Consider the following 17,661-nt stretch of genomic DNA (forward strand, 5'->3'; position numbering starts at 1 on the left):
CAACTGTCAATTTTTGTAATTGCCTTATTCATAATCCGAGAAATAAGAATGTGGGCTGGATAAGCGCTTCGTTTTGCAAGGAAAAACCCCATTGAGTAGGCACATATTCAGATTATTATCAGGAAAAAATCTAACTGCTCTGGCGTTGTAGGGAATCAGTCTGCATCAGGTTATTTTACTCAAACTTTACCGCTGTTATTCACCTGCGCCAAATACCTTCGCTGTGTAATTATCAGGATGCAAATAATTATATCGTGATCCTGGCGGATTATGGCAAAAGCAGGAACAAGGCCCCTGCTTTAAAAAAAATCGAGGTACCTTGCCAACGCTTTTTGATTATCGCGAACAATAAATTCTCGCACCCTTTTACCAGATACACTCCATCACCGGGCGTGTGACGCTGGCGAGCCTGAAAACGACGTTTGTCTTTCTGCCCGGAGGGGGGATTGAGGCCAAAACTCGCCGCACTATCGTTAGCAGATGGAAAGCCGCCGTAAAACGCGCTGGCATTCGTCGTCGGAATCCGTACCATACGCGACATACTTTTGCCTGCTGGCTGCTGTAAGCCGGTGCTAACCATTGTTAACCAGATGGGGCATGAAAACGCAATAAATGGTGTTCAAAGTCGACAGTACAGGGATGGATGAAATGAACGGCGATCGGCTATCAATGCCTGACGCCGGGCTTGCACCGTGAAGTTAACTTTGCCCCTTACATGCCTTTTCGTTTCAGAGAACGTTTATAATGCTTGATAATCAGCAAGTTACAAAGAAAGAAAAATACAATATCGACAAATTGCAGAAGCGCCTGCGCCGTAACGTCGGCGAGGCGATCGCTGATTTTAATATGATTGAAGAAGGCGACCGCATCATGGTTTGCCTCTCCGGCGGTAAAGACAGCTACACCATGCTGGAGATTTTGCGCAACTTGCAGAAAAGCGCGCCAATTTCCTTCTCCCTGGTGGCGGTCAACCTCGATCAAAAACAGCCGGGCTTCCCCGAACATATCCTGCCAGAATATCTTGAGCAGTTGGGCGTTGAATACAAGATTGTTGAAGAAAATACCTACGGCATTGTTAAAGAAAAAATCCCGGAAGGTAAAACCACCTGCTCGCTCTGCTCACGTCTGCGCCGCGGCATTCTTTACCGCACCGCTTCTGAGCTGGGCGCGACCAAAATCGCCCTCGGCCACCACCGCGACGACATCCTGCAGACTCTGTTTCTGAATATGTTCTACGGCGGGAAGATGAAAGGGATGCCGCCGAAGCTGATGAGCGATGACGGTAAACATATCGTGATTCGCCCGCTGGCCTACTGCCGGGAAAAAGATATTGAGCGTTTCTCCCAGGCGAAAGGTTTTCCGATTATTCCGTGCAACCTGTGCGGCTCGCAGCCCAACCTCCAGCGCCAGGTCATTGCCGACATGCTGCGTGACTGGGACAAACGCTATCCAGGGCGCATCGAAACGATGTTTAGCGCGATGCAGAACGTGGTGCCTTCCCATCTCAGCGACGTCAACCTGTTCGACTTTAAAGGCATTCAGCACGGCTCTGCGGTCGTTGACGGCGGCGATCTGGCGTTCGATCGTGAAGAGATTCCGATGCAGCCGGCCGGCTGGCAGCCGGATGAAGATGACGCGCAGCTGGATGAGCTGCGCCTGAACGTTGTGGAAGTAAAATAACGTCTTTGCGTCTCAGGCACGCGCCTGAGACGCCTTTTCCGCGCTTATTTCAGCAAACGAACCCGGCAGGCTTTACCTTTAATTTTCCCGTTTTGTAGCTGCTTAAACGCTTTATGCGCGACGCCCTGACGCACGGCAACGTAGACATGCGCCGGATGAACGGCGATTTTACCGATATCTGCGCCCTCAAGACCGATATCACCGGTCAACGCCCCCAGCACATCGCCCGCGCGCATCTTCGCTTTTTTGCCGCCATCAATGCATAGCGTGGCCATCTCTGCCTGCAGTGGCACAACGCTGCTATTCGTCGGCCCACTCATCCAGTTGAGCTTCATTTGCAGCATTTCGGCAAGGATATTTGCACGCTGCGCCTCTTCCGGCGCACAGAGGCTAATCGCCAGGCCGCTTTCACCGGCGCGGGCGGTACGACCAATACGGTGTACGTGAACCTCTGGATCCCAGGCCAGTTCATAGTTCACCACCAGCTCAAGCGACTTGATATCTAACCCGCGCGCAGCAACATCGGTCGCCACCAGCACGCGCGCGCTCCCGTTAGCAAAGCGCACCAGCGTCTGGTCGCGATCGCGCTGTTCAAGGTCGCCATGCAGCGACAGCGCGCTTTGCCCGGCGGCGTTTAGCGAGTCGCAGACGGCCTGACAATCTTTTTTGGTGTTGCAGAACACCACGCAGGAGGCGGGCTGATGCTGGCTCAACAGCTTTTGCAGCAGCGCGATTTTGCCGTGTTGCGAGGTTTCAAAAAACTGCTGCTCGATAGCCGGCAGTGCATCAACGGCGTCAATTTCAATAGTCTGCGGGTTGTTTTGTACGCGGCCGCTGATTGCCGCTATCGCTTCCGGCCACGTAGCGGAAAACAGCAGCGTCTGGCGCGAAGCCGGCGCAAAGCGGATCACTTCATCAATGGCATCGCTAAAGCCCATATCCAGCATGCGGTCCGCTTCGTCCATCACCAGCGTTTGTAGGGCATCTAACGATACGGTGCCCTTTTGCAGGTGATCGAGCAACCGCCCCGGCGTAGCAACGATAATATGCGGCGCATGCTGTAGCGAATCGCGCTGGGCGCCAAAGGGCTGGCCGCCGCAGAGGGTTAAAATTTTGATATTCGCCATGAAGCGCGCCAGCCGACGCAGCTCGCCGGCGACCTGATCCGCCAGCTCGCGGGTTGGGCACAGCACCAGCGACTGCGTCTGGAACAGCGAGGCGTCAACGTGCTGAAGTAGCCCGAGGCCGAATGCCGCCGTTTTACCGCTGCCGGTTTTTGCCTGCACGCGGACATCTTTACCCGCAAGAATCGCCGGCAAAGCCGCGGCCTGAACCGGGGTCATCGAAAGATACCCCAGTTCATTCAGGTTAGTTAGCTGGGCGGCGGGCAAAACATTCAGAGTTGAAAAAGCGGTCACAATTATTTCTCGCATTACATTTAGGGGCGGACAATCTGCTGGCGCGTATCGTCGCAGATCTCCGCTCCCGATGCGACAATTTAATCGGCTCATCATCAGGCGGCGGGTCGGGTAACGGGCGCGGGCGAGGTTTGGGATCGTGGACCGGTACCGGATCGTTGGGTTCCGGCGGAATGGGAATTGAGTTCAGCTGTTCATTACGCATATTGACTCCCGGTTGTGGGCGGGTACACCCGTTAAGCGTAGAAGCTGAGAAACAGAGCGCAAAAAAAAGCCGACTCATTAAAGTCGGCGTCGTACGAATCAATTGTGCTATGCAGTAATTCAAAAAAGGAAGTAAGACAATATGGAGCGCAACGCCCATCGCTTGACGTTGCATTCACCTGCGAGAGAGATATTGCCCTGAATGGGTAGATGGTTTATTGATTTCGCTCAAACATTGCCGGGTTTTCACCATCATCATCGCGACAAAAGACGATTCTTTACAGCCATTTACTACGATGCAACCACCATGTAACACCCCCAATGAGAACGACTAACATTAGGCAGAAAATGGCAAAACCCATATGCCAGCTATTGCCGGGAATGCCGCCGAGGTTGACGCCAAAGAGACCGGTTAAAAAGGTACTGGGCAGAAAAACCATGGCCATCAACGACATCGTATAGGTTCTTCGCGATAGCGACTCCTGCATAATCTGCGCGATCTCATCGCTCATAATCGCCGTGCGGGCGATGCAGCTATCAATCTCATCCAGACCTCGCCCCAGACGTTCGGCAATGTCCTGCATCCGGCGCCGATGATCGTCCGTCATCCACGGCAGACGCTCGCTGGCTAATCTGGCATACACATCGCGCTGCGGCGCCATATAGCGGCGCATGACGATAAGCTGTTTACGCAACAGCGCCAGGAAACCGCGCGGCGGAACCTGCTGATCCAATAAATCATCTTCCAGATCGATAATCCGGTCGTGAAGCTGCTCGATAAACTCGCTGGCGTGATCGGTCAGCGCATCGCAGACCTCCACCAGCCAGCCGCCGCCGTCAACCGGACCGTTGCCCTCACGCAAATCGCCGAGTACATCGTCGAGCGCCAGGACTTTGCGCTGCCGGGTGGAGACAATCAAGCGCTCATCCATATAAAGACGCATCGCGACCAGCTGGTCCGGGCGCTCATCGGTACTGCCATTGATGCAGCGCAGCGTGATTAACGCCCCATCGCCAATCCTCGTCACTCGCGGACGAGTGCTCTCCCCGGCCAACGCGTCACGCACGTTATTGGGCAGCAGCGGCGTCGATGCCAGCCATTCCGCGCTATCCACATGGGTATAGTTGAGATGCAGCCAACAAGGATGCTCTTTATCAATGGTGTCACTGTCGACCAACGGCTTTACGCCGCCCTGCCCGTCGAACACCCATGCAAAAACGGCATCCGGCACGTTCAGTTCCGATCCCTTAATGGCGTCCACTGGACCTCCGTTAACTCATGCACATTTCCGTAGTCTAGCCTTACGCGACGGTTACGCAAGAGCTAATCAGGGCATGCTGCTGAATTCACTGGCGAAAAGCGGGAGGGCTGAAAAAAAGAACCCGCCGGCGGCGGGTTGCTGATGAACTTTGCAATACGGTGTCTAGCCTGCATTATCACCTGCCGCCAGACGCTGGGCTGACGGGAAGGCAGGCTAGCAGGAGCCGTTCATTTTTTCTCTTCTGCGTATTGACGAGCGTTGTCATGCAAATTAGTACACATTGCTTTTTCCTCCATTTTAGTAAGCAAAATAAGAATAGAGCGATCTTGCCGGTTTGCAAGGTTAAGAATTATCTTTCGCAACCCGGCGTGCGTTATCCAGATGACGCAGCAATAGTACGAGGTCTAAATCATTGCGTAGATCAAATTTAGACATAATAAGACGCTTGTGGGCAAAAACCGTTTTATTGCAAAGCGATAGCTTTCTGGCAATCGTGTTCACCGTTAACCCCTGATAAATTGCCGCCGCGATGATTCTCTGCTGCGGGGAAAGCGTCCTCTGCGGGCAACTATCGCACCGGAGCGCCAGCTTTTCTTTTGCTGACGGAGGCGTCAGAACCCATGAAAGTTTAATTTTCGCAATAACCTGAGAGAGCTTCTCATCGCGCCCAACAAAAACTATCTCCTTCAAGCAGAGCGGCAAAGCGCCTCTCCCTCGATGATTTAGCCTGGCAACCACGCCGATCAGCAATCCCGGTTTACGATTTAACAACTCTGGATGACATACGAACTCTTCTCCGCGGCATAAATCCAGTACGACGACGTCTGCATCACGCACGAGCTCTTCGTTAAGCGATGCGGTGACCTGTGTAGAGAACGAGTATTCCGGGAAGAGCGCTTGCAATAAAAAATGAAATCCCAAATTAAAGAACTGGTTATTATTTTTAATAACAATATTCAACATCGATTTAGCCTGCTGACGAAAGTAAATCAAGTATTATCCAGATAGCTAACGATACGCACAGTACAGCTATCGTCGTTTTAAAAAACACGATATAAATAAACATTATTTTTTGACCTGAGAACGGGCACTCAACGAACTTTAAGTAAAATAGCTATCTGGCGTGACGGGCATTCCCCTCACCAATTAACTTCGAGGTGCCCATCCGGGATTAATATTTTCAGCATTCAACCCAAACGGAAATAGTGAGAAAACGTCATGCCATCCATATGAATTATATTTCTGCCAACCGGACCGTCGCCAGCAAGTCCAGCTCACGACGAAGCGCTAGCAAAAACCAGCGCTATCGCTGCTGATAGTGAATTTTGATATAAACACACTCATTAACTCAAGTTATTTCTCGGTATCATTTTAGACTATTCATCGCTTGTCTTTTTCTGCAATCCCGACTTATCGCCTCGACGTCACGTGGATTCAAACGGTGATTTCAGCCCTTGATCGAGCCATCCCGTATAAAAGTCTTCATTAACTCATCCCCGCGGCCGCGCGTTGTGAAGATTTCTTTTTCCGCAAAATGCTGTATTATGCAAGTTATTGCAGCATTTTGCGGGTTCAAACGATGCATAAAACGGCCAGGCAAAAATATCTCATTGAGATCCTTAGTGAAAAAGGCCAGATCACGATCAGTGAGCTGGTAGACAGACTGCAGATTTCTGCAGATACGCTGCGCCGCGATCTTAGCGACCTCGAAAAACAGGGGCTCGCCCAGAAAAACCACGGCGGCGCTATCGCGCTCAATCTCTCCGCCGTGAATCGGCAGAACAGGAACACCCTGCTACCGGATACCAAGAAGCGCTTAGGTAAAATGGTGGCGGAGAAGATCCCCGGCGGATCCACGCTGTTTCTTGACGCCGGGAGCACCGTGCTGGCCGTCGCCACCCAGATACAGGGTCCAATGACGGTCATCACCCCCTCTTTAGATATTGCCCAGCACTTCAGCACCCGTGCGGATATTCAGCTTATTTTGCTGGGGGGGAAATGGGATATGCAGCAGCGCCTGTTTGCCGGTAGCGCTACGGTTTCGCTGCTGGAACGCTATCGGGCGGATATCGCTGTTCTCGGCACCTGCGCGCTCCACGCCGACCTCGGCCTCAGCGCCAGTCAGGAGGCGGATGCTGAAGTCAAGCGCGCCATGCTGGCGGCCAGCGCGGAACATTGGCTGGTGGCCGATCATATGAAACTGAATCACTGCGAACCCTGGCTGGTTGCCGGACTCGCCGACATCCATCAGCTCTTCCTCGATCGCCCCTGGGACGAACTGAAGGATAACGACTCAATACAGCTCCATATCGCTGATGCTTAATAACGCGGAGATGCTTATGACTACCGGTAAGAACATTAATATTGCCCTGATTGGCTACGGCTTCGTCGGCAAAACTTTTCACGCCCCGCTGATCCAGTCCGTCGACGGCCTGAATCTGGCGATTGTCGCCTCGCGTGATGAAGAGAAAGTGAAACGTGACCTGCCAGACGTCACCGTCATCGCATCGCCTGAAGAGGCCATCCAGCATCCGGATGTCGATCTGGTGGTTATCGCCTCTCCTAACGCAACCCATGCTCCGCTTGCCCGTCTGGCTTTACACGCCGGCAAGCACGTCGTCGTCGACAAACCCTTTACCCTCGATATGCAGGAGGCTCGTGAACTGATTGCCCTCGCGGAAGAGAAACAGCGTGTACTGTCGGTATTCCATAACCGCCGCTGGGACAGCGATTATCTGGGCGTGAAGCAGGTTATCGAACAGGGGCTCATCGGCAAAGTTAAACATTTTGAATCCCATTTCGACCGATTCCGCCCGGAAGTGCGCGTCCGCTGGCGGGAGCAGAACGTACCGGGCAGCGGCCTGTGGTTTGATTTAGGTCCACATCTGATCGACCAGACGCTGCAGCTGTTCGGCCTGCCGCAGTCGGTGCAGGGAAATATCGCCACCCTGCGTGAAGGCGCGGAAATCAACGACTGGGCGCACGTGGTGCTGAACTATCCGCAGCACAAAGTGGTTCTGCACTGCAGCATGCTGGTCGCGGGCGGCGTATCCCGCTTTACCGTCCATGGTGATAAAGGTAGCGTCGTCAAACAACGCGCTGACCAGCAGGAGAGCCAGCTGCTGGCGGGCGTGGTCCCGGGCAGCGAAAGCTGGGGCGAAGACGACGATAGCCTGGTGGTGTTTGATGCCAACCTGCGCGCCAGTGAAATCAGCGCGCCACGAGGCGATCAGCGGCAGTACTATATTCACGTCCGCGATGCGCTGACCGGCAAAATCAGCAACCCGGTATCGCCCTTAGAAGCGCTCGCCGTCATGGCGGTACTGGAAGCCGCAGCGCAGTCTGCCGAAAGCGGAACAACGCAAACTTTAGCGCTGACCGCCGATGAACTGGCGGGCCTGCAATAAGCGCTGCGCGATATGTTTGACGGTTTGTCGTCCGGAGCGCCGCTCCGGATAACCACTCCCTTTCATACCAGCCTACAGTTTCACCCGCAGCAAATCGCTGAATCGGGTGGTGTAGGCTGGCGACAGCATATGCCGTTTCATCTCCCAGCTGCGCTCGATTCCCTGCCCGGCAAACCAGAGCTGGCCTTTTTCACGTCGGTTAACTAAATCAAGCACCGTCATCAGCTGTTCGCTATTCGCTCGCGGCTGATAGTCGTCAAACAGGCCTAACTGCGCCACCCCCTGGCTAAAGAAATCGCCCAGCATCACGCCGCACTTTTGATATCGGCATCCCTCCCGCCAGATAGTATCCAGGCATTTTAGCGCCGCAGCGACGATATCCCGGCTATCCTGCGTCGGGATGTGGATTTTCGTGCCGGCGTCTTTGCTGTAATAAACTTCATGACCGGCGAACGGACTGGTCTTCACAAAGACCGAAACATAGCGGCAGTACTGGTGCTCCGCGCGCAGCTTCTCGGCGGCGCGGACCGCATGGCTGCAGACGGCTTCGCGCATCGCCCCGTATTCAATCACCTTCTGACTAAAGGAACGCGAGCAGATAATTTGCTGTTTAGTCGGCATATACTCTTCCAGTTCAAGACACGGCTCGCCTCTCAGCTCCCGCACGGTGCGCTCCATTACAACGCTGAAATGTTTTCTGATCAGCGGAGCGGGCGTCTCGGCCAGCTGAAGAGCCGTCGTAATCCCCATATCATTGAGCTTTTTCGCAATGCGTCGCCCCACTCCCCAGATTTCACCGACGGCAACCTTCTCCAGCAGTTTTCTCTGCCTGGCCGGCAATGAGAGATCAACAACGCCCTCGAATTTTGGCCACCTTTTGGCCGCATAATTCGCCAGCTTGGCCAGGGTTTTCGTCGGCCCGATCCCGACCCCTACCGTCAAGCCGGTACTCTGGAGTAATGTACTACGCACGTGGCGACCAAACGCCTCAAGCTCCTCAGAACGATGGATCCCGGTCAAATTTACGAACGCTTCATCAATGGAATATTGATACACCGCGGGCGCCAGTTCTTCGAGAATCGTCATGACGCGATGGGACATATCGCCATAAAGGGCATAGTTGCTGCTAAACACCGCTACCTGATGACGTTCAAACTGTGATTTCACTTTGAAATACGGCGCGCCCATTGGAATTTCCAGCAGTTTCGCCTCGTGGTTTCTGGCGATGACGCAGCCATCGTTATTGCTTAACACCACCACCGGATGCCCGCGTAAGTCAGGGCGAAAGGCTATTTCACAGCTGGCGTAAAATGAATTCACATCGACCAGGGCAAACATCAGCGGAGCCTGTTGATGCTGAAAGTGACAACGCCAAAAATCTCCAGCGCTTCACCGTCGTTGCGCAGCACAATTGGCGGAAAATCCGGGTTCATCGGCAAGAGCTGCATGATGGGGTGCGTACAAAGACGCTTAACCGTGTATTCACCGTCGACTGAGGCAATGATGATATCCCCATGTTTCGCTTTCAGGCCGCGATCCACCACCAGCAGCGTACCTTCATAAATGCCGGCATCCACCATTGAGGTGCCTGTCGCCATAACAAAATAGGTTGCCGCGGGATGGCTGATACAAAGCTCATTGAGATCGATCCCCTTCTCAATATAATCCTGCGCAGGGCTGGGAAAACCGCATGGGACAAGGTCGCTAAACAGCGGAATCGACACGATCTGACGCAACTCAACCGGTTTATAGAACAACATAATAGATTCACCCGTTATAATACTGTGTTTTTATACAGTATCGATAGTTCATCTGAGTTTTTCAAGTCGCCTGTCGGAGATTGGCGTGAAGCCGTTGAAGTTGCGCTGAATTTTGCGTAAGGCGTTGCATAGCACGGGGCTGGAGAATGCCTCTCCCTACGTATTCCAGATGGTTTTGTACGGCATGCTGGAAATTTCCGCAAATTGGGAGGAGGATAGAATCCGTTGATGCGTGCTTTGCTCATCGCTTGTTGTTGTCCACCCGACATACTGAACCGGAGATTCATATGTATTACACGTTAGGAGACAAAACTCTCCACTTTTATCGTTATCAGTGCCGTTTTTATGTCGCTCATTGGGACGGAGGTCATGTGATGACGGAGAAGTTCAAACCGTTTATTGCCTCAATCACCGAGAAAACGGGCATTGAGGCAAAGAACGTTGAGGCGGCGGCGCGGGACTACTTCAATAACGTCGACTGAGATTGAACCCCGGACCATCGCTATCGGCTTATCCATAGCGATGGCAACGCCTGGCGAACGGCAGAAAGCGCAAATAATAAGCCGTGTCACGCGATCGTAAAACAAAGCCTGTAGGATAGCCCCCGGACGCCACCAGCGCTAAAACGAGGTGAAGAGATGGGAACAGTAAAAGCCAGCAATCTGGAACAGGCAAAGCAGCTTCTGCAGTCCGGCGACGCCATTAAACTCGAACTGGATTTCGAGCTCGACTCTGATGAGTTTTTTAATTTTGCTATCGAGTACTGTACAAATGGAACGAAGCTCACGCGAGCCGGCGATCGCTTCCTGATTTCACGTAAAAAAAGGTAGCCTGAGAGTCATCCCTGCCATTCACAGCATCACAGAGGCATACGTTTTTCGCATCTGTGATGCTCTCCGTCATAATAAAAATATCCGCAGAAATTAACCTCAAATATTGATACATCGCGCATTTTCGTGAGTAAAGGAGGAATAGTGTAGCTTCGCTATCTCACCGAGGGTTAAATCGTGAAAAAACTATTAATATGCTGTCTGTTTGGCGAAACGGCAGGGATTATTGCCCGCAAAATGCAAAAAATTGCTGACGATCGGCAATTAGATTTATTAATCAGCGCCGTTGGGGTTGAAAATTTCTTTAGCGTCGCGCCTGCCTATGATGGCGTACTGGTTGCACCGCATATCCAGTATAAGGTTGAACAATTTATTAGCGCACTGCATTTACCACAAGAAATTGCCGTGATTGAAAGCTTGCCCTATGCCTCATTTGATGGCGAGAAGATCCTCAACTTCGCGCTGAATATAATGCCTTCATCTCTGTCCTGATCTCTACGTCCCGCCCCACACAACCCGCGAGATCGCGGGCTCTGTGGGGATTAATTATCTGAACGGCGCGTCAAGAGGCACTTCAGCGTCCGGTTCGTGGGTGATGCGGTTGCGAAGATCGCGACGAATCATCTCAATGGCCCAGAACCAAAAAATATGCCCCACCAGTTCCGAAATATATTCATCGGCAGGAATATTCAATAAAGAGGGGGTCAGGCCCAGTAACGGAAAGGAAATCCAGTGTACGGCGATAGTTGCGACAATCCCGGCCCATACCCCCTGCCATAATTTAACTTTCGGAAAGACCTCCGCGACGACACAATAGCCAACGGCAAATACCAATGAGAATATAATATGCGTAACCATCACCGGATTGATGATGTGTTCGGAAAAAGTATAAACCGTATGCGTCGGGTCAATGCCCAGATAGTCGCGTAAGAAAAGATAAGGTGGGTTAAATTCATCTCTGCCACCGGAGAAAGTACGCGGCGGTAAAGGAACTTCAGCGCCCCATTTAACAAATGCCGACATAATCCCTGCCACTACCCCGACAAATAACGCTACGCCATAACGACGGCGTCCAGGTGTGGTCTGTTTAAAAAAATCCTTAATTGCCATAAAATCACCATTAATATATTACATTTATTTTCCCTGTATCATATTTAAAGGCATTGGCGATTATCAATGTTGATCACGATCACACTTTATCGGGTCCTGTGGCTACCAGTTATATACTGTAATTATGACCATAGGTATACCATTAGCAGATAAAGAGCCCCTTTTATTCAAAGGAGACTCTTCCCGTACGATGCGTTTATTGCCCAAAGCGGTAGCTAATGCCGGCCATCAGGGAGCTCACATCGCTGCTCACGCCAATTTGGTTTTCGTTACCCACATTGTTGACCCACTGGTACTCCAGGCGCCCCGACCATCTGTCATTAAAGGCATATTCGGTACCGAAAGCCAGCACCGGACGCACGCCCGTATCAAATCGATTTTTTCCATTCACATCGGATTCCGCACGGTAGCCCATCAGGCCGGCCCGGCCGTACAGATCCCAGTCGCTGGTCAGGCTGTAGCTGGCCTTCAACGAAAGCTGTAGCCCCTGACTTTTCATTTGCGAACCGGCTGCGCCATGGCGACCATTGATGCCCATATTCCCTAAATAGTCATATCCACCTTCAACCGCCAGCCAGGGGTTAATCTGATAGCCGGTAAACACACCGCCGCCGACGTTATCACGGTCAACATCGACTTGCCGATCGGTGCTGGAGTCGCCGTAGTGCGACCAGCCAAATTTAGACCCCGCGTACCAGGTCCCTGTATCCGCAGCAGCAAAAGCGGCAGTCGCCGTAAAAGTATGAGCAATAATTAACGTAATAAGCGTCTTCTTCATAATCATCCCATTGTCGACCCGTTGTCGAATAAATGTCATCGTCAAAAGTTAAGTGGGTCTACAATAGAATATTAGCGTCGCGCTGATAATCGTTTTATTATTTAATTTTGGACAAACTGCCAGCGCTAAAAACGCTCGGGTAATTTATTCACCCCCGTCAAATACCCTCCCCGTTTAAAAGCAATATAATTACCACTTTTTAACGCCGACAACACGTTTAATACACTGCTGCGAGATAAGTGCGTACGTTCCTGGATATAATCCAGGATAGAGACCCGCATCCGGGTCTCTTCGGGTAGCTGGCCCATTTCCTGCAAATGATTGCGGATAACGGCGTAGGTTCGCTGCTGTACGACGAGCGCGTCGCGATAGAAAAGATAAGCCGTGTGGTACGACAACAGTGAGGCGACGTCTTCCCAAACGCCGTGCTGGCGAAAGGCTTCCATCGCTTTTTGCGCATCAACGCGCAGTATTGTCGATTCGGTTTCCGCACGCAGCTGATGGCCGCGTACCGGCTGGATCATCTCGGCAATACCAAACAGGTGTGGGTGGTAAACCGTGACAATCAACAGACCGTCCGAGGCCCGGAGTATGGAGAGCTCGCCGTCAAGGAAAAGGAACAACTGCGGTTGATTTTTATGCGTCCAGGTCATGCGTTTCCGCGGCACAACGACCATTTTTTCAGCAATTGGCGTCAGGAGCGCCGTTAAGCGCTGGATACTCTCTTCCGGGCGGACGGGCGGTAGGATATGCATAGAAATACCTGATTAGTTCTGGTTTAAGAATTATAGAACGCAACAAGATTTCCGTAAGAATTGCGTAGCTGCGCATTGACGCACATCGGCAAAGAGAAGAAAAGTACGGCGTGATTTAAATTTAAACAAACTAAAAAGCTGCCCGCAGGCAGCCCGATCAAAATGGTAATAATGCTTACTATACCCGTCATACTTCAAGCGGCTTATGTGTTTACTCGGTTCATCCATGAGCCTCGCCCTTACGGGCCGCCGGGATAAGGCGTTATCTATGCTTCTTGAAGCTCACGCCCTGGCCGCCTTTAAGCAACTCGAATTATTTAGGGTATTTGCAGATATCAAAGGCCCTTTTCGGGGCCTTTTCTTACTTCCGTAACGCCAGCGATGCCGAGTTTCTGGAAATATGCGGTGCGATGTTATCAAATGTAATCATTGCGGATTTACAAAAAATGCATTTCGCGCCAAACGGATTTTTTTCAGAAACATCGTAGGTGGATGTTCTGTACTGTGACCCATGACAGCATGGGCATCTGAAATGAATGTGGTCAATCATGATGTTAGCCTCTTTTTGCTACAACATTCTCTACCGCAGGGACATTTAGCCATATTTCACAGAAAACGCCTTCCCGGCTTTTCTGTCACAGCGTAAAAACGCTGCTCTGAATGGTTGAGAATAACAATGACATCATTGTCATTACTTCTTATAGAAACATCTGAAGCGCACTTCAGACTGAACTCTATTATTGCACCAGCGATTTTTTAATGTTGTTAATTTCTTAGTTTGCCCGAGGGCACGTAATGTTCGGTAGATTTCAATAAAATAATCGTGTGCTTTGGGATAACGCTATCTCTTATGCACTTTTCACGCTAAACGGGAGATACAAGGACTTTCCTTCACTATCACCGTTTGCGCCAGCTTCTGAGCCTGTCTACTCGGGTTTAGACCGTCATCGTTGTCGCAGGTTCAAAAAACTTTAACATTATTCGCGTCACAGAGCTTAATTAATCACGATAAGGAGAGTCTAAAGAAGGATTATCTGTGGATAACGCTTGAGATGAGAACTGCTTCGCTAAACCGTTTATTACCGCATCTGTGTAGTAAATCAACTTGCTATTGATCACACAGATGGCGATTGATAGCAAGCTTTATTTTCACGCCACGATGTTCGCCAGCTGGCGAGCTGGTAACGCGAATGAATCCAGGGCCCAGGCTGGGCACGCTAACAAGCGGATGATTTAGCTGAACAGCCTGCATCTCTTGAGGAGCGCTAACTCACGGTTAACGCGTCGACCACTTCCGCTACGCTTTTGACGCTGCGGATGCTGCCGATACCCGTGCCGAGCGCGATATAGCCCTCATCGGCATTGCCTTCCAGCATGCCGACGCGCAGGCCGCGTAATCCCCCCATTGCTTCACCGAGCGCCTCGTTGCTGGCGCCGGCTTTATCCATCGCCACCAGTTTTTCGGCCAGTCTGCCCGGCAGAGAGCGATAGTAATGGGGCAGCGTGCGGAAAAGCAGTAAATCCAGGCCACTGGCGGCAATAATTTTATTTTTGACCGACCGCGGCACTCTGCTTTCTTCCGTCGCGATAAAAACCGAACCGGCAAATATCCCTTCAGCGCCGAGCGCGTGCGCCGCTCTGGCGGTGCGCTTGTCGGTAATACCGCCCGCGGCCATCACCGGAACACGCTTCACCGCATCGGCGATCAGCGGCACGATAGAAAAGGTTCCCAGCGCGGTCCCCGGCAATGTTCCTCCCTCATCAAAGCCGGTCGCGACGATGATATCGGCACCCGCTTCTTCAGCAAGGCTGGTATTTTCAGGCGTCGGGTTAATATCGCGATAGATGATAGCAATGCCCGCCTCTTTTAATTCGTTGAACAGCGCCGGTATGAGCGCTCCTTCACCGTAGCCGGTATACACCACGGCCCTGACACCCTCTTCTTTTATCACCTGCAAAATAGGCGGGGTCCAGATATCGTTTTCAGCCGCGGGGATCAGGTTCACGCCGAAAGGTTTTTCGGTCAGCCGTTTGGTTTTGCGGATCTCTTCACGCATTTTTTCGGCGGTTTCTTCAGGCGTGGACACCGCGGTCTCAGCGGTTAAACCGGCATTCGGCCCCAGCACACCAAGCCCGCCGGCATTGCTGACAGCGGCGACTAAACGGGCATCGGTCAACCACGATAACGGCCCCTGAATAACAGGTTTTTCTATATTCAGGATCTGGCAGATTCGGTTATTTTTCATGGAGTAATATCCTTCACAATAGCGCTATGGAGCGGTTCAGTTTCATGATGGAAGGAGTGTAGGACGTTATATTATTTAGAAAAATAGCCAAAAAAGTGCATCACTATTATAAAATCAGTAACAATGTGATATCCCGATCCCGGCAAAAGAAGCCCGCTATGCAAATAAACCTCTTTGAATCGATTCGCATTTTTATTGAAATTGTCGAGTCCGGTAGCTTTACTCAGGCAGCGGAGAACCTGCAGATTCATCGTCCTGCCGTCACTAAGGCATTGCAGCTGCTTGAGCAGCACTGCGGCACGCGTTTGATGCAGCGAACAACGCGGCGCATCAACCTGACGCCTGACGGCGAAGCGTTTTATCGGCAGAGTAAACCTTTACTGGCCCAGGCAGATGCGCTGCTGGAGTCGTTTGGGAGCGATAGCATATTACACGGCCAGCTTCACGTGGATATGCCCGTCGCTTTTGCGACGTTATTGGTCGTCCCCCATCTGCCTGATTTTTATCGCCAGCACCCTGGCGTCGAAATCATCCTCAGTAGCTCAGACCTCCGCCGGGATATGCTGCGCGATGGTCTTGATTGCTTACTGCGGGTGGGGGAACTGGACGACGGGGACTATATCGCCCGTAAGTTAGGCAATATTAAAATGACGACCTGCGCCAGCCCGTCCTATATTGCCAGCCACGGTGTGCCGCAAACGCTGGAGGATCTACAGCAGCATCAGGCCATCAACTGGATTAACAGCAGCAGCCGACAAATTATGCCGTGGACGTTTTCTACGCCAGAAGGAACAGTTGAAATGACGCTTCCCGGCAAGCTGGTCATCGATAACTCTGAAACCTATTTATCGGCAGGCCTGGCAGGGCTGGGATTAGTCCAGGGAATGAACGTTTTTTTACAGCCTTATCTCGATCGCGGCCTGTTAGTGGAAGTCTTACCTGACAACCCTACCCCCGATCGCAAATTGTCACTTCTGTATCCGCACCGCCATCTCTCACGCAAAGTGCGGGTGTTTACCGAGTGGTTAGAAAGCTTATTGTGAAAAACGGGATTAAGGCACTCATCCCCGCGCAAAACCACAATGATTGATAAATGCTTGCGGTTACTGCCTTAAACCCAGTCAACGATCCGCGCCCCACTCTGGGTCCTGCTTGCTCAGATTCTCAGCGTGTCTATCACCGCCCGCAGCGCGGGCGACACATTACGATGGGGATAATAGAGAAAAGAGCCTTCCAGCCGCTGGCTGTAACGCTGCAGGACTCTGATAAGCGCGCCTCGCTCTAAGTCATCGGCAACCAGTTCCTGCGGGACATAGGCCAGCCCCAACCCCAGCCGGGCGGCCTTCGCTTCCATATAGCTGTCGGCAAAGGCCCACTGTCCCTGCGGCCGGTGGGTGATTTTTTTACCGTCCTGATTGAGTTCCCAGGCATAAATAGTCCCGTCGCCAAACTGGTACGCGATACAGGGATGAACCACCAGGTCCGCCGGCGTTTGCGGAAAACCGTAGCGGCGAAAATGCTCGGGCGTGCCGACAACGACCATCTCCATATCGGGTGAAATGCGCACCGCGACCATACCGCCGCCGACTTCCGGCCCCAGACGCACCCCGGCATCAAATCGCTCCGCGATAATATCGACAAACCGGCTTTCACTGATGAGTTCCAGCCGGATATCGGGATAGCGTTGTTTGAACACCGAAAGCTTTGGCAGAAGCACTTTATCAATGGCGTGCTGGCTGGCATTGATGCGGACGGTACCGGTGGGGGTGTTGCGATAATACGCCAGAGTGGAAAGCCCCGAATCTAACGCATCAAAGCCGGATTCAACGGTTCGATAGAGCTGCTCGCCGGCCTGGGTGAGCGAGAGTTTACGGGTGGTACGCACCAGAAGCTGTACCCCCAGCCTTTCTTCAAGTTCACGTACCGCACGGCTGACGCCGGATTGCGCCAACCCAAGCCGCTGCGCCGCGGCGGTAAAACTGCCCTCCCGCACCACCAGCATAAACAGGTACAGATCGTTATAGTTTTCCCGTTTTGCCATGATTCCTCCCGCGCCTGCGCCGTAATTTATAACAATATGATATGAATCTTAGCACTTTTCACCCGCTAATCAGCACTCTGACTGCTAACTATAATCAGCGCATTGCAACAAAGCACAGCAGCGTTGTCCGTATGAAACCTGTATCTGGAACCTGTTTTAGGGGAATGATT

19 protein-coding genes and 1 pseudogene are annotated in these 17,661 nt (G+C 52.0%); 7 read left to right on the forward strand and 13 right to left on the reverse strand.

The annotated features are described in order from the left end of the window. Nucleotides 1–268 precede the first annotated feature (268 nt). Nucleotides 269–541 (reverse strand): hypothetical protein, encoded by a 273-nt coding sequence (locus tag SIK97_RS28105; protein WP_057173689.1) that lies wholly within the window; start codon nt 539–541, stop codon nt 269–271. Nucleotides 542–744: 203 nt separating this feature from the next. Between SIK97_RS28105 and ttcA the strand changes: the two genes are divergently transcribed. Beyond that, nucleotides 745–1,680, forward strand: coding sequence for a tRNA 2-thiocytidine(32) synthetase TtcA (ttcA, locus tag SIK97_RS28110; RefSeq protein ID WP_025107977.1), 936 nt, complete (start codon nt 745–747; stop codon nt 1,678–1,680). A gap of 44 nt (nt 1,681–1,724) precedes the next feature. On the opposite strand, the gene dbpA is transcribed toward ttcA, so the two are convergent. The 4 genes and pseudogenes from dbpA to SIK97_RS28130 all read right to left on the reverse strand — a co-directional run bounded on the left by dbpA (nt 1,725) and on the right by SIK97_RS28130 (nt 5,527). Beyond that, nucleotides 1,725–3,098, reverse strand: coding sequence for an ATP-dependent RNA helicase DbpA (dbpA, locus tag SIK97_RS28115; protein ID WP_014229118.1), 1,374 nt, complete (start codon nt 3,096–3,098; stop codon nt 1,725–1,727). 40 nt (nt 3,099–3,138) lie between these two features. Continuing rightward, nucleotides 3,139–3,303 (reverse strand): annotated as a pseudogene (locus SIK97_RS28120) (hypothetical protein); the annotation flags it as partial. Nucleotides 3,304–3,580: 277 nt separating this feature from the next. Then, nucleotides 3,581–4,564: a zinc transporter ZntB gene (zntB, locus tag SIK97_RS28125; protein ID WP_004850311.1), complete on the reverse strand. Its 984-nt coding sequence runs from the start codon at nt 4,562–4,564 to the stop codon at nt 3,581–3,583. Between the two features lie 342 nt (nt 4,565–4,906). Continuing rightward, complete coding sequence (locus tag SIK97_RS28130) at nt 4,907–5,527, reverse strand: helix-turn-helix transcriptional regulator (RefSeq protein ID WP_025107979.1); 621 nt, start codon at nt 5,525–5,527, stop codon at nt 4,907–4,909. Between the two features lie 616 nt (nt 5,528–6,143). Between SIK97_RS28130 and SIK97_RS28135 the strand changes: the two genes are divergently transcribed. Both SIK97_RS28135 and SIK97_RS28140 read left to right on the forward strand, forming a co-directional pair. After that, a complete protein-coding gene (locus SIK97_RS28135) occupies nt 6,144–6,887 on the forward strand; it encodes a DeoR/GlpR family DNA-binding transcription regulator (RefSeq protein ID WP_032749353.1) in 744 nt (247 codons plus the stop codon). Continuing rightward, on the forward strand, nt 6,880–7,971 hold the full coding sequence (locus SIK97_RS28140) for an oxidoreductase (protein WP_170912124.1): 1,092 nt from the start codon (nt 6,880–6,882) through the stop codon (nt 7,969–7,971). Before SIK97_RS28135 ends, SIK97_RS28140 begins: the two co-directional genes overlap by 8 nt. 72 nt (nt 7,972–8,043) lie before the next feature. Here the strand turns inward: SIK97_RS28140 and umuC are convergent, their stop codons facing one another. After that, nucleotides 8,044–9,309: a translesion error-prone DNA polymerase V subunit UmuC gene (gene umuC, locus SIK97_RS28145; RefSeq protein ID WP_025107982.1), complete on the reverse strand. Its 1,266-nt coding sequence runs from the start codon at nt 9,307–9,309 to the stop codon at nt 8,044–8,046. Beyond that, on the reverse strand, nt 9,309–9,731 hold the full coding sequence (umuD, locus tag SIK97_RS28150; protein WP_004850301.1) for a translesion error-prone DNA polymerase V autoproteolytic subunit: 423 nt from the start codon (nt 9,729–9,731) through the stop codon (nt 9,309–9,311). The genes umuC and umuD overlap by 1 nt, the downstream gene beginning before the upstream one ends. A gap of 287 nt (nt 9,732–10,018) precedes the next feature. Between umuD and SIK97_RS28155 the strand changes: the two genes are divergently transcribed. From SIK97_RS28155 to SIK97_RS28165, 3 genes are all read left to right on the forward strand, one after another. Then, the gene (locus SIK97_RS28155; RefSeq protein ID WP_014229113.1) at nt 10,019–10,213 is read left to right on the forward strand and encodes a hypothetical protein; all 195 of its coding nucleotides are present in this window, start codon (nt 10,019–10,021) and stop codon (nt 10,211–10,213) included. A 156-nt stretch (nt 10,214–10,369) separates the two neighbouring features. Further along, entirely contained in the window at nt 10,370–10,561 is a 192-nt protein-coding gene (locus SIK97_RS28160; protein WP_004850297.1) for a hypothetical protein, read from the forward strand. A gap of 177 nt (nt 10,562–10,738) precedes the next feature. Continuing rightward, nucleotides 10,739–11,053: a PTS sugar transporter subunit IIB gene (locus SIK97_RS28165; RefSeq protein WP_047723940.1), complete on the forward strand. Its 315-nt coding sequence runs from the start codon at nt 10,739–10,741 to the stop codon at nt 11,051–11,053. A 54-nt stretch (nt 11,054–11,107) separates the two neighbouring features. On the opposite strand, the gene SIK97_RS28170 is transcribed toward SIK97_RS28165, so the two are convergent. From SIK97_RS28170 to SIK97_RS28190, 5 genes are all read right to left on the reverse strand, one after another. Further along, nucleotides 11,108–11,671 carry a YagU family protein gene (locus SIK97_RS28170; RefSeq protein ID WP_014229112.1) on the reverse strand — a complete coding sequence of 188 codons (564 nt, stop codon included), beginning with the start codon at nt 11,669–11,671 and terminating at the stop codon, nt 11,108–11,110. Nucleotides 11,672–11,867: 196 nt separating this feature from the next. Next, a complete protein-coding gene (locus SIK97_RS28175) occupies nt 11,868–12,449 on the reverse strand; it encodes an outer membrane beta-barrel protein (protein WP_057173691.1) in 582 nt (193 codons plus the stop codon). Nucleotides 12,450–12,574: 125 nt separating this feature from the next. Further along, a complete protein-coding gene (locus SIK97_RS28180) occupies nt 12,575–13,204 on the reverse strand; it encodes a winged helix-turn-helix transcriptional regulator (RefSeq protein ID WP_014838304.1) in 630 nt (209 codons plus the stop codon). Nucleotides 13,205–13,565: 361 nt separating this feature from the next. Next, the gene (locus tag SIK97_RS28185) at nt 13,566–13,754 is read right to left on the reverse strand and encodes a cold-shock protein (RefSeq protein ID WP_071532263.1); all 189 of its coding nucleotides are present in this window, start codon (nt 13,752–13,754) and stop codon (nt 13,566–13,568) included. Between the two features lie 715 nt (nt 13,755–14,469). Next, nucleotides 14,470–15,450, reverse strand: coding sequence for an NAD(P)H-dependent flavin oxidoreductase (locus tag SIK97_RS28190; protein WP_032749356.1), 981 nt, complete (start codon nt 15,448–15,450; stop codon nt 14,470–14,472). 158 nt (nt 15,451–15,608) lie between these two features. Here SIK97_RS28190 and SIK97_RS28195 point away from each other — a divergent pair, with 158 nt between their 5' ends. Beyond that, on the forward strand, nt 15,609–16,493 hold the full coding sequence (locus SIK97_RS28195) for a LysR family transcriptional regulator (RefSeq protein ID WP_004850284.1): 885 nt from the start codon (nt 15,609–15,611) through the stop codon (nt 16,491–16,493). Between the two features lie 113 nt (nt 16,494–16,606). Here SIK97_RS28195 and SIK97_RS28200 read toward each other — a convergent pair whose 3' ends face one another. Next, nucleotides 16,607–17,491: a LysR family transcriptional regulator gene (locus SIK97_RS28200; protein ID WP_014838299.1), complete on the reverse strand. Its 885-nt coding sequence runs from the start codon at nt 17,489–17,491 to the stop codon at nt 16,607–16,609. Nucleotides 17,492–17,661 lie beyond the last annotated feature (170 nt).

Source organism: Klebsiella sp. JN_Kp126, from assembly GCF_033843325.1.
Classification (GTDB): Bacteria; Pseudomonadota; Gammaproteobacteria; order Enterobacterales; family Enterobacteriaceae; genus Klebsiella; species Klebsiella michiganensis.

Bases quoted from the DNA above. Each gene is read 5' to 3' on its own strand.
- SIK97_RS28105 (WP_057173689.1), bottom strand. From the start codon at position 541: ATGTCGCGTATGGTACGGATTCCGACGACGAATGCCAGCGCGTTTTAC.
- ttcA (WP_025107977.1), top strand. From the start codon at position 745: ATGCTTGATAATCAGCAAGTTACAAAGAAAGAAAAATACAATATCGAC.
- SIK97_RS28130 (WP_025107979.1), bottom strand. From the start codon at position 5,527: ATGTTGAATATTGTTATTAAAAATAATAACCAGTTCTTTAATTTGGGA.
- SIK97_RS28135 (WP_032749353.1), top strand. From the start codon at position 6,144: ATGCATAAAACGGCCAGGCAAAAATATCTCATTGAGATCCTTAGTGAA.
- SIK97_RS28140 (WP_170912124.1), top strand. From the start codon at position 6,880: ATGCTTAATAACGCGGAGATGCTTATGACTACCGGTAAGAACATTAAT.
- umuC (WP_025107982.1), bottom strand. From the start codon at position 9,309: ATGTTTGCCCTGGTCGATGTGAATTCATTTTACGCCAGCTGTGAAATA.
- umuD (WP_004850301.1), bottom strand. From the start codon at position 9,731: ATGTTGTTCTATAAACCGGTTGAGTTGCGTCAGATCGTGTCGATTCCG.
- SIK97_RS28155 (WP_014229113.1), top strand. From the start codon at position 10,019: ATGTATTACACGTTAGGAGACAAAACTCTCCACTTTTATCGTTATCAG.
- SIK97_RS28160 (WP_004850297.1), top strand. From the start codon at position 10,370: ATGGGAACAGTAAAAGCCAGCAATCTGGAACAGGCAAAGCAGCTTCTG.
- SIK97_RS28170 (WP_014229112.1), bottom strand. From the start codon at position 11,671: ATGGCAATTAAGGATTTTTTTAAACAGACCACACCTGGACGCCGTCGT.
- SIK97_RS28175 (WP_057173691.1), bottom strand. From the start codon at position 12,449: ATGAAGAAGACGCTTATTACGTTAATTATTGCTCATACTTTTACGGCG.
- SIK97_RS28180 (WP_014838304.1), bottom strand. From the start codon at position 13,204: ATGCATATCCTACCGCCCGTCCGCCCGGAAGAGAGTATCCAGCGCTTA.
- SIK97_RS28185 (WP_071532263.1), bottom strand. From the start codon at position 13,754: ATGATTGACCACATTCATTTCAGATGCCCATGCTGTCATGGGTCACAG.
- SIK97_RS28190 (WP_032749356.1), bottom strand. From the start codon at position 15,450: ATGAAAAATAACCGAATCTGCCAGATCCTGAATATAGAAAAACCTGTT.
- SIK97_RS28195 (WP_004850284.1), top strand. From the start codon at position 15,609: ATGCAAATAAACCTCTTTGAATCGATTCGCATTTTTATTGAAATTGTC.
- SIK97_RS28200 (WP_014838299.1), bottom strand. From the start codon at position 17,491: ATGGCAAAACGGGAAAACTATAACGATCTGTACCTGTTTATGCTGGTG.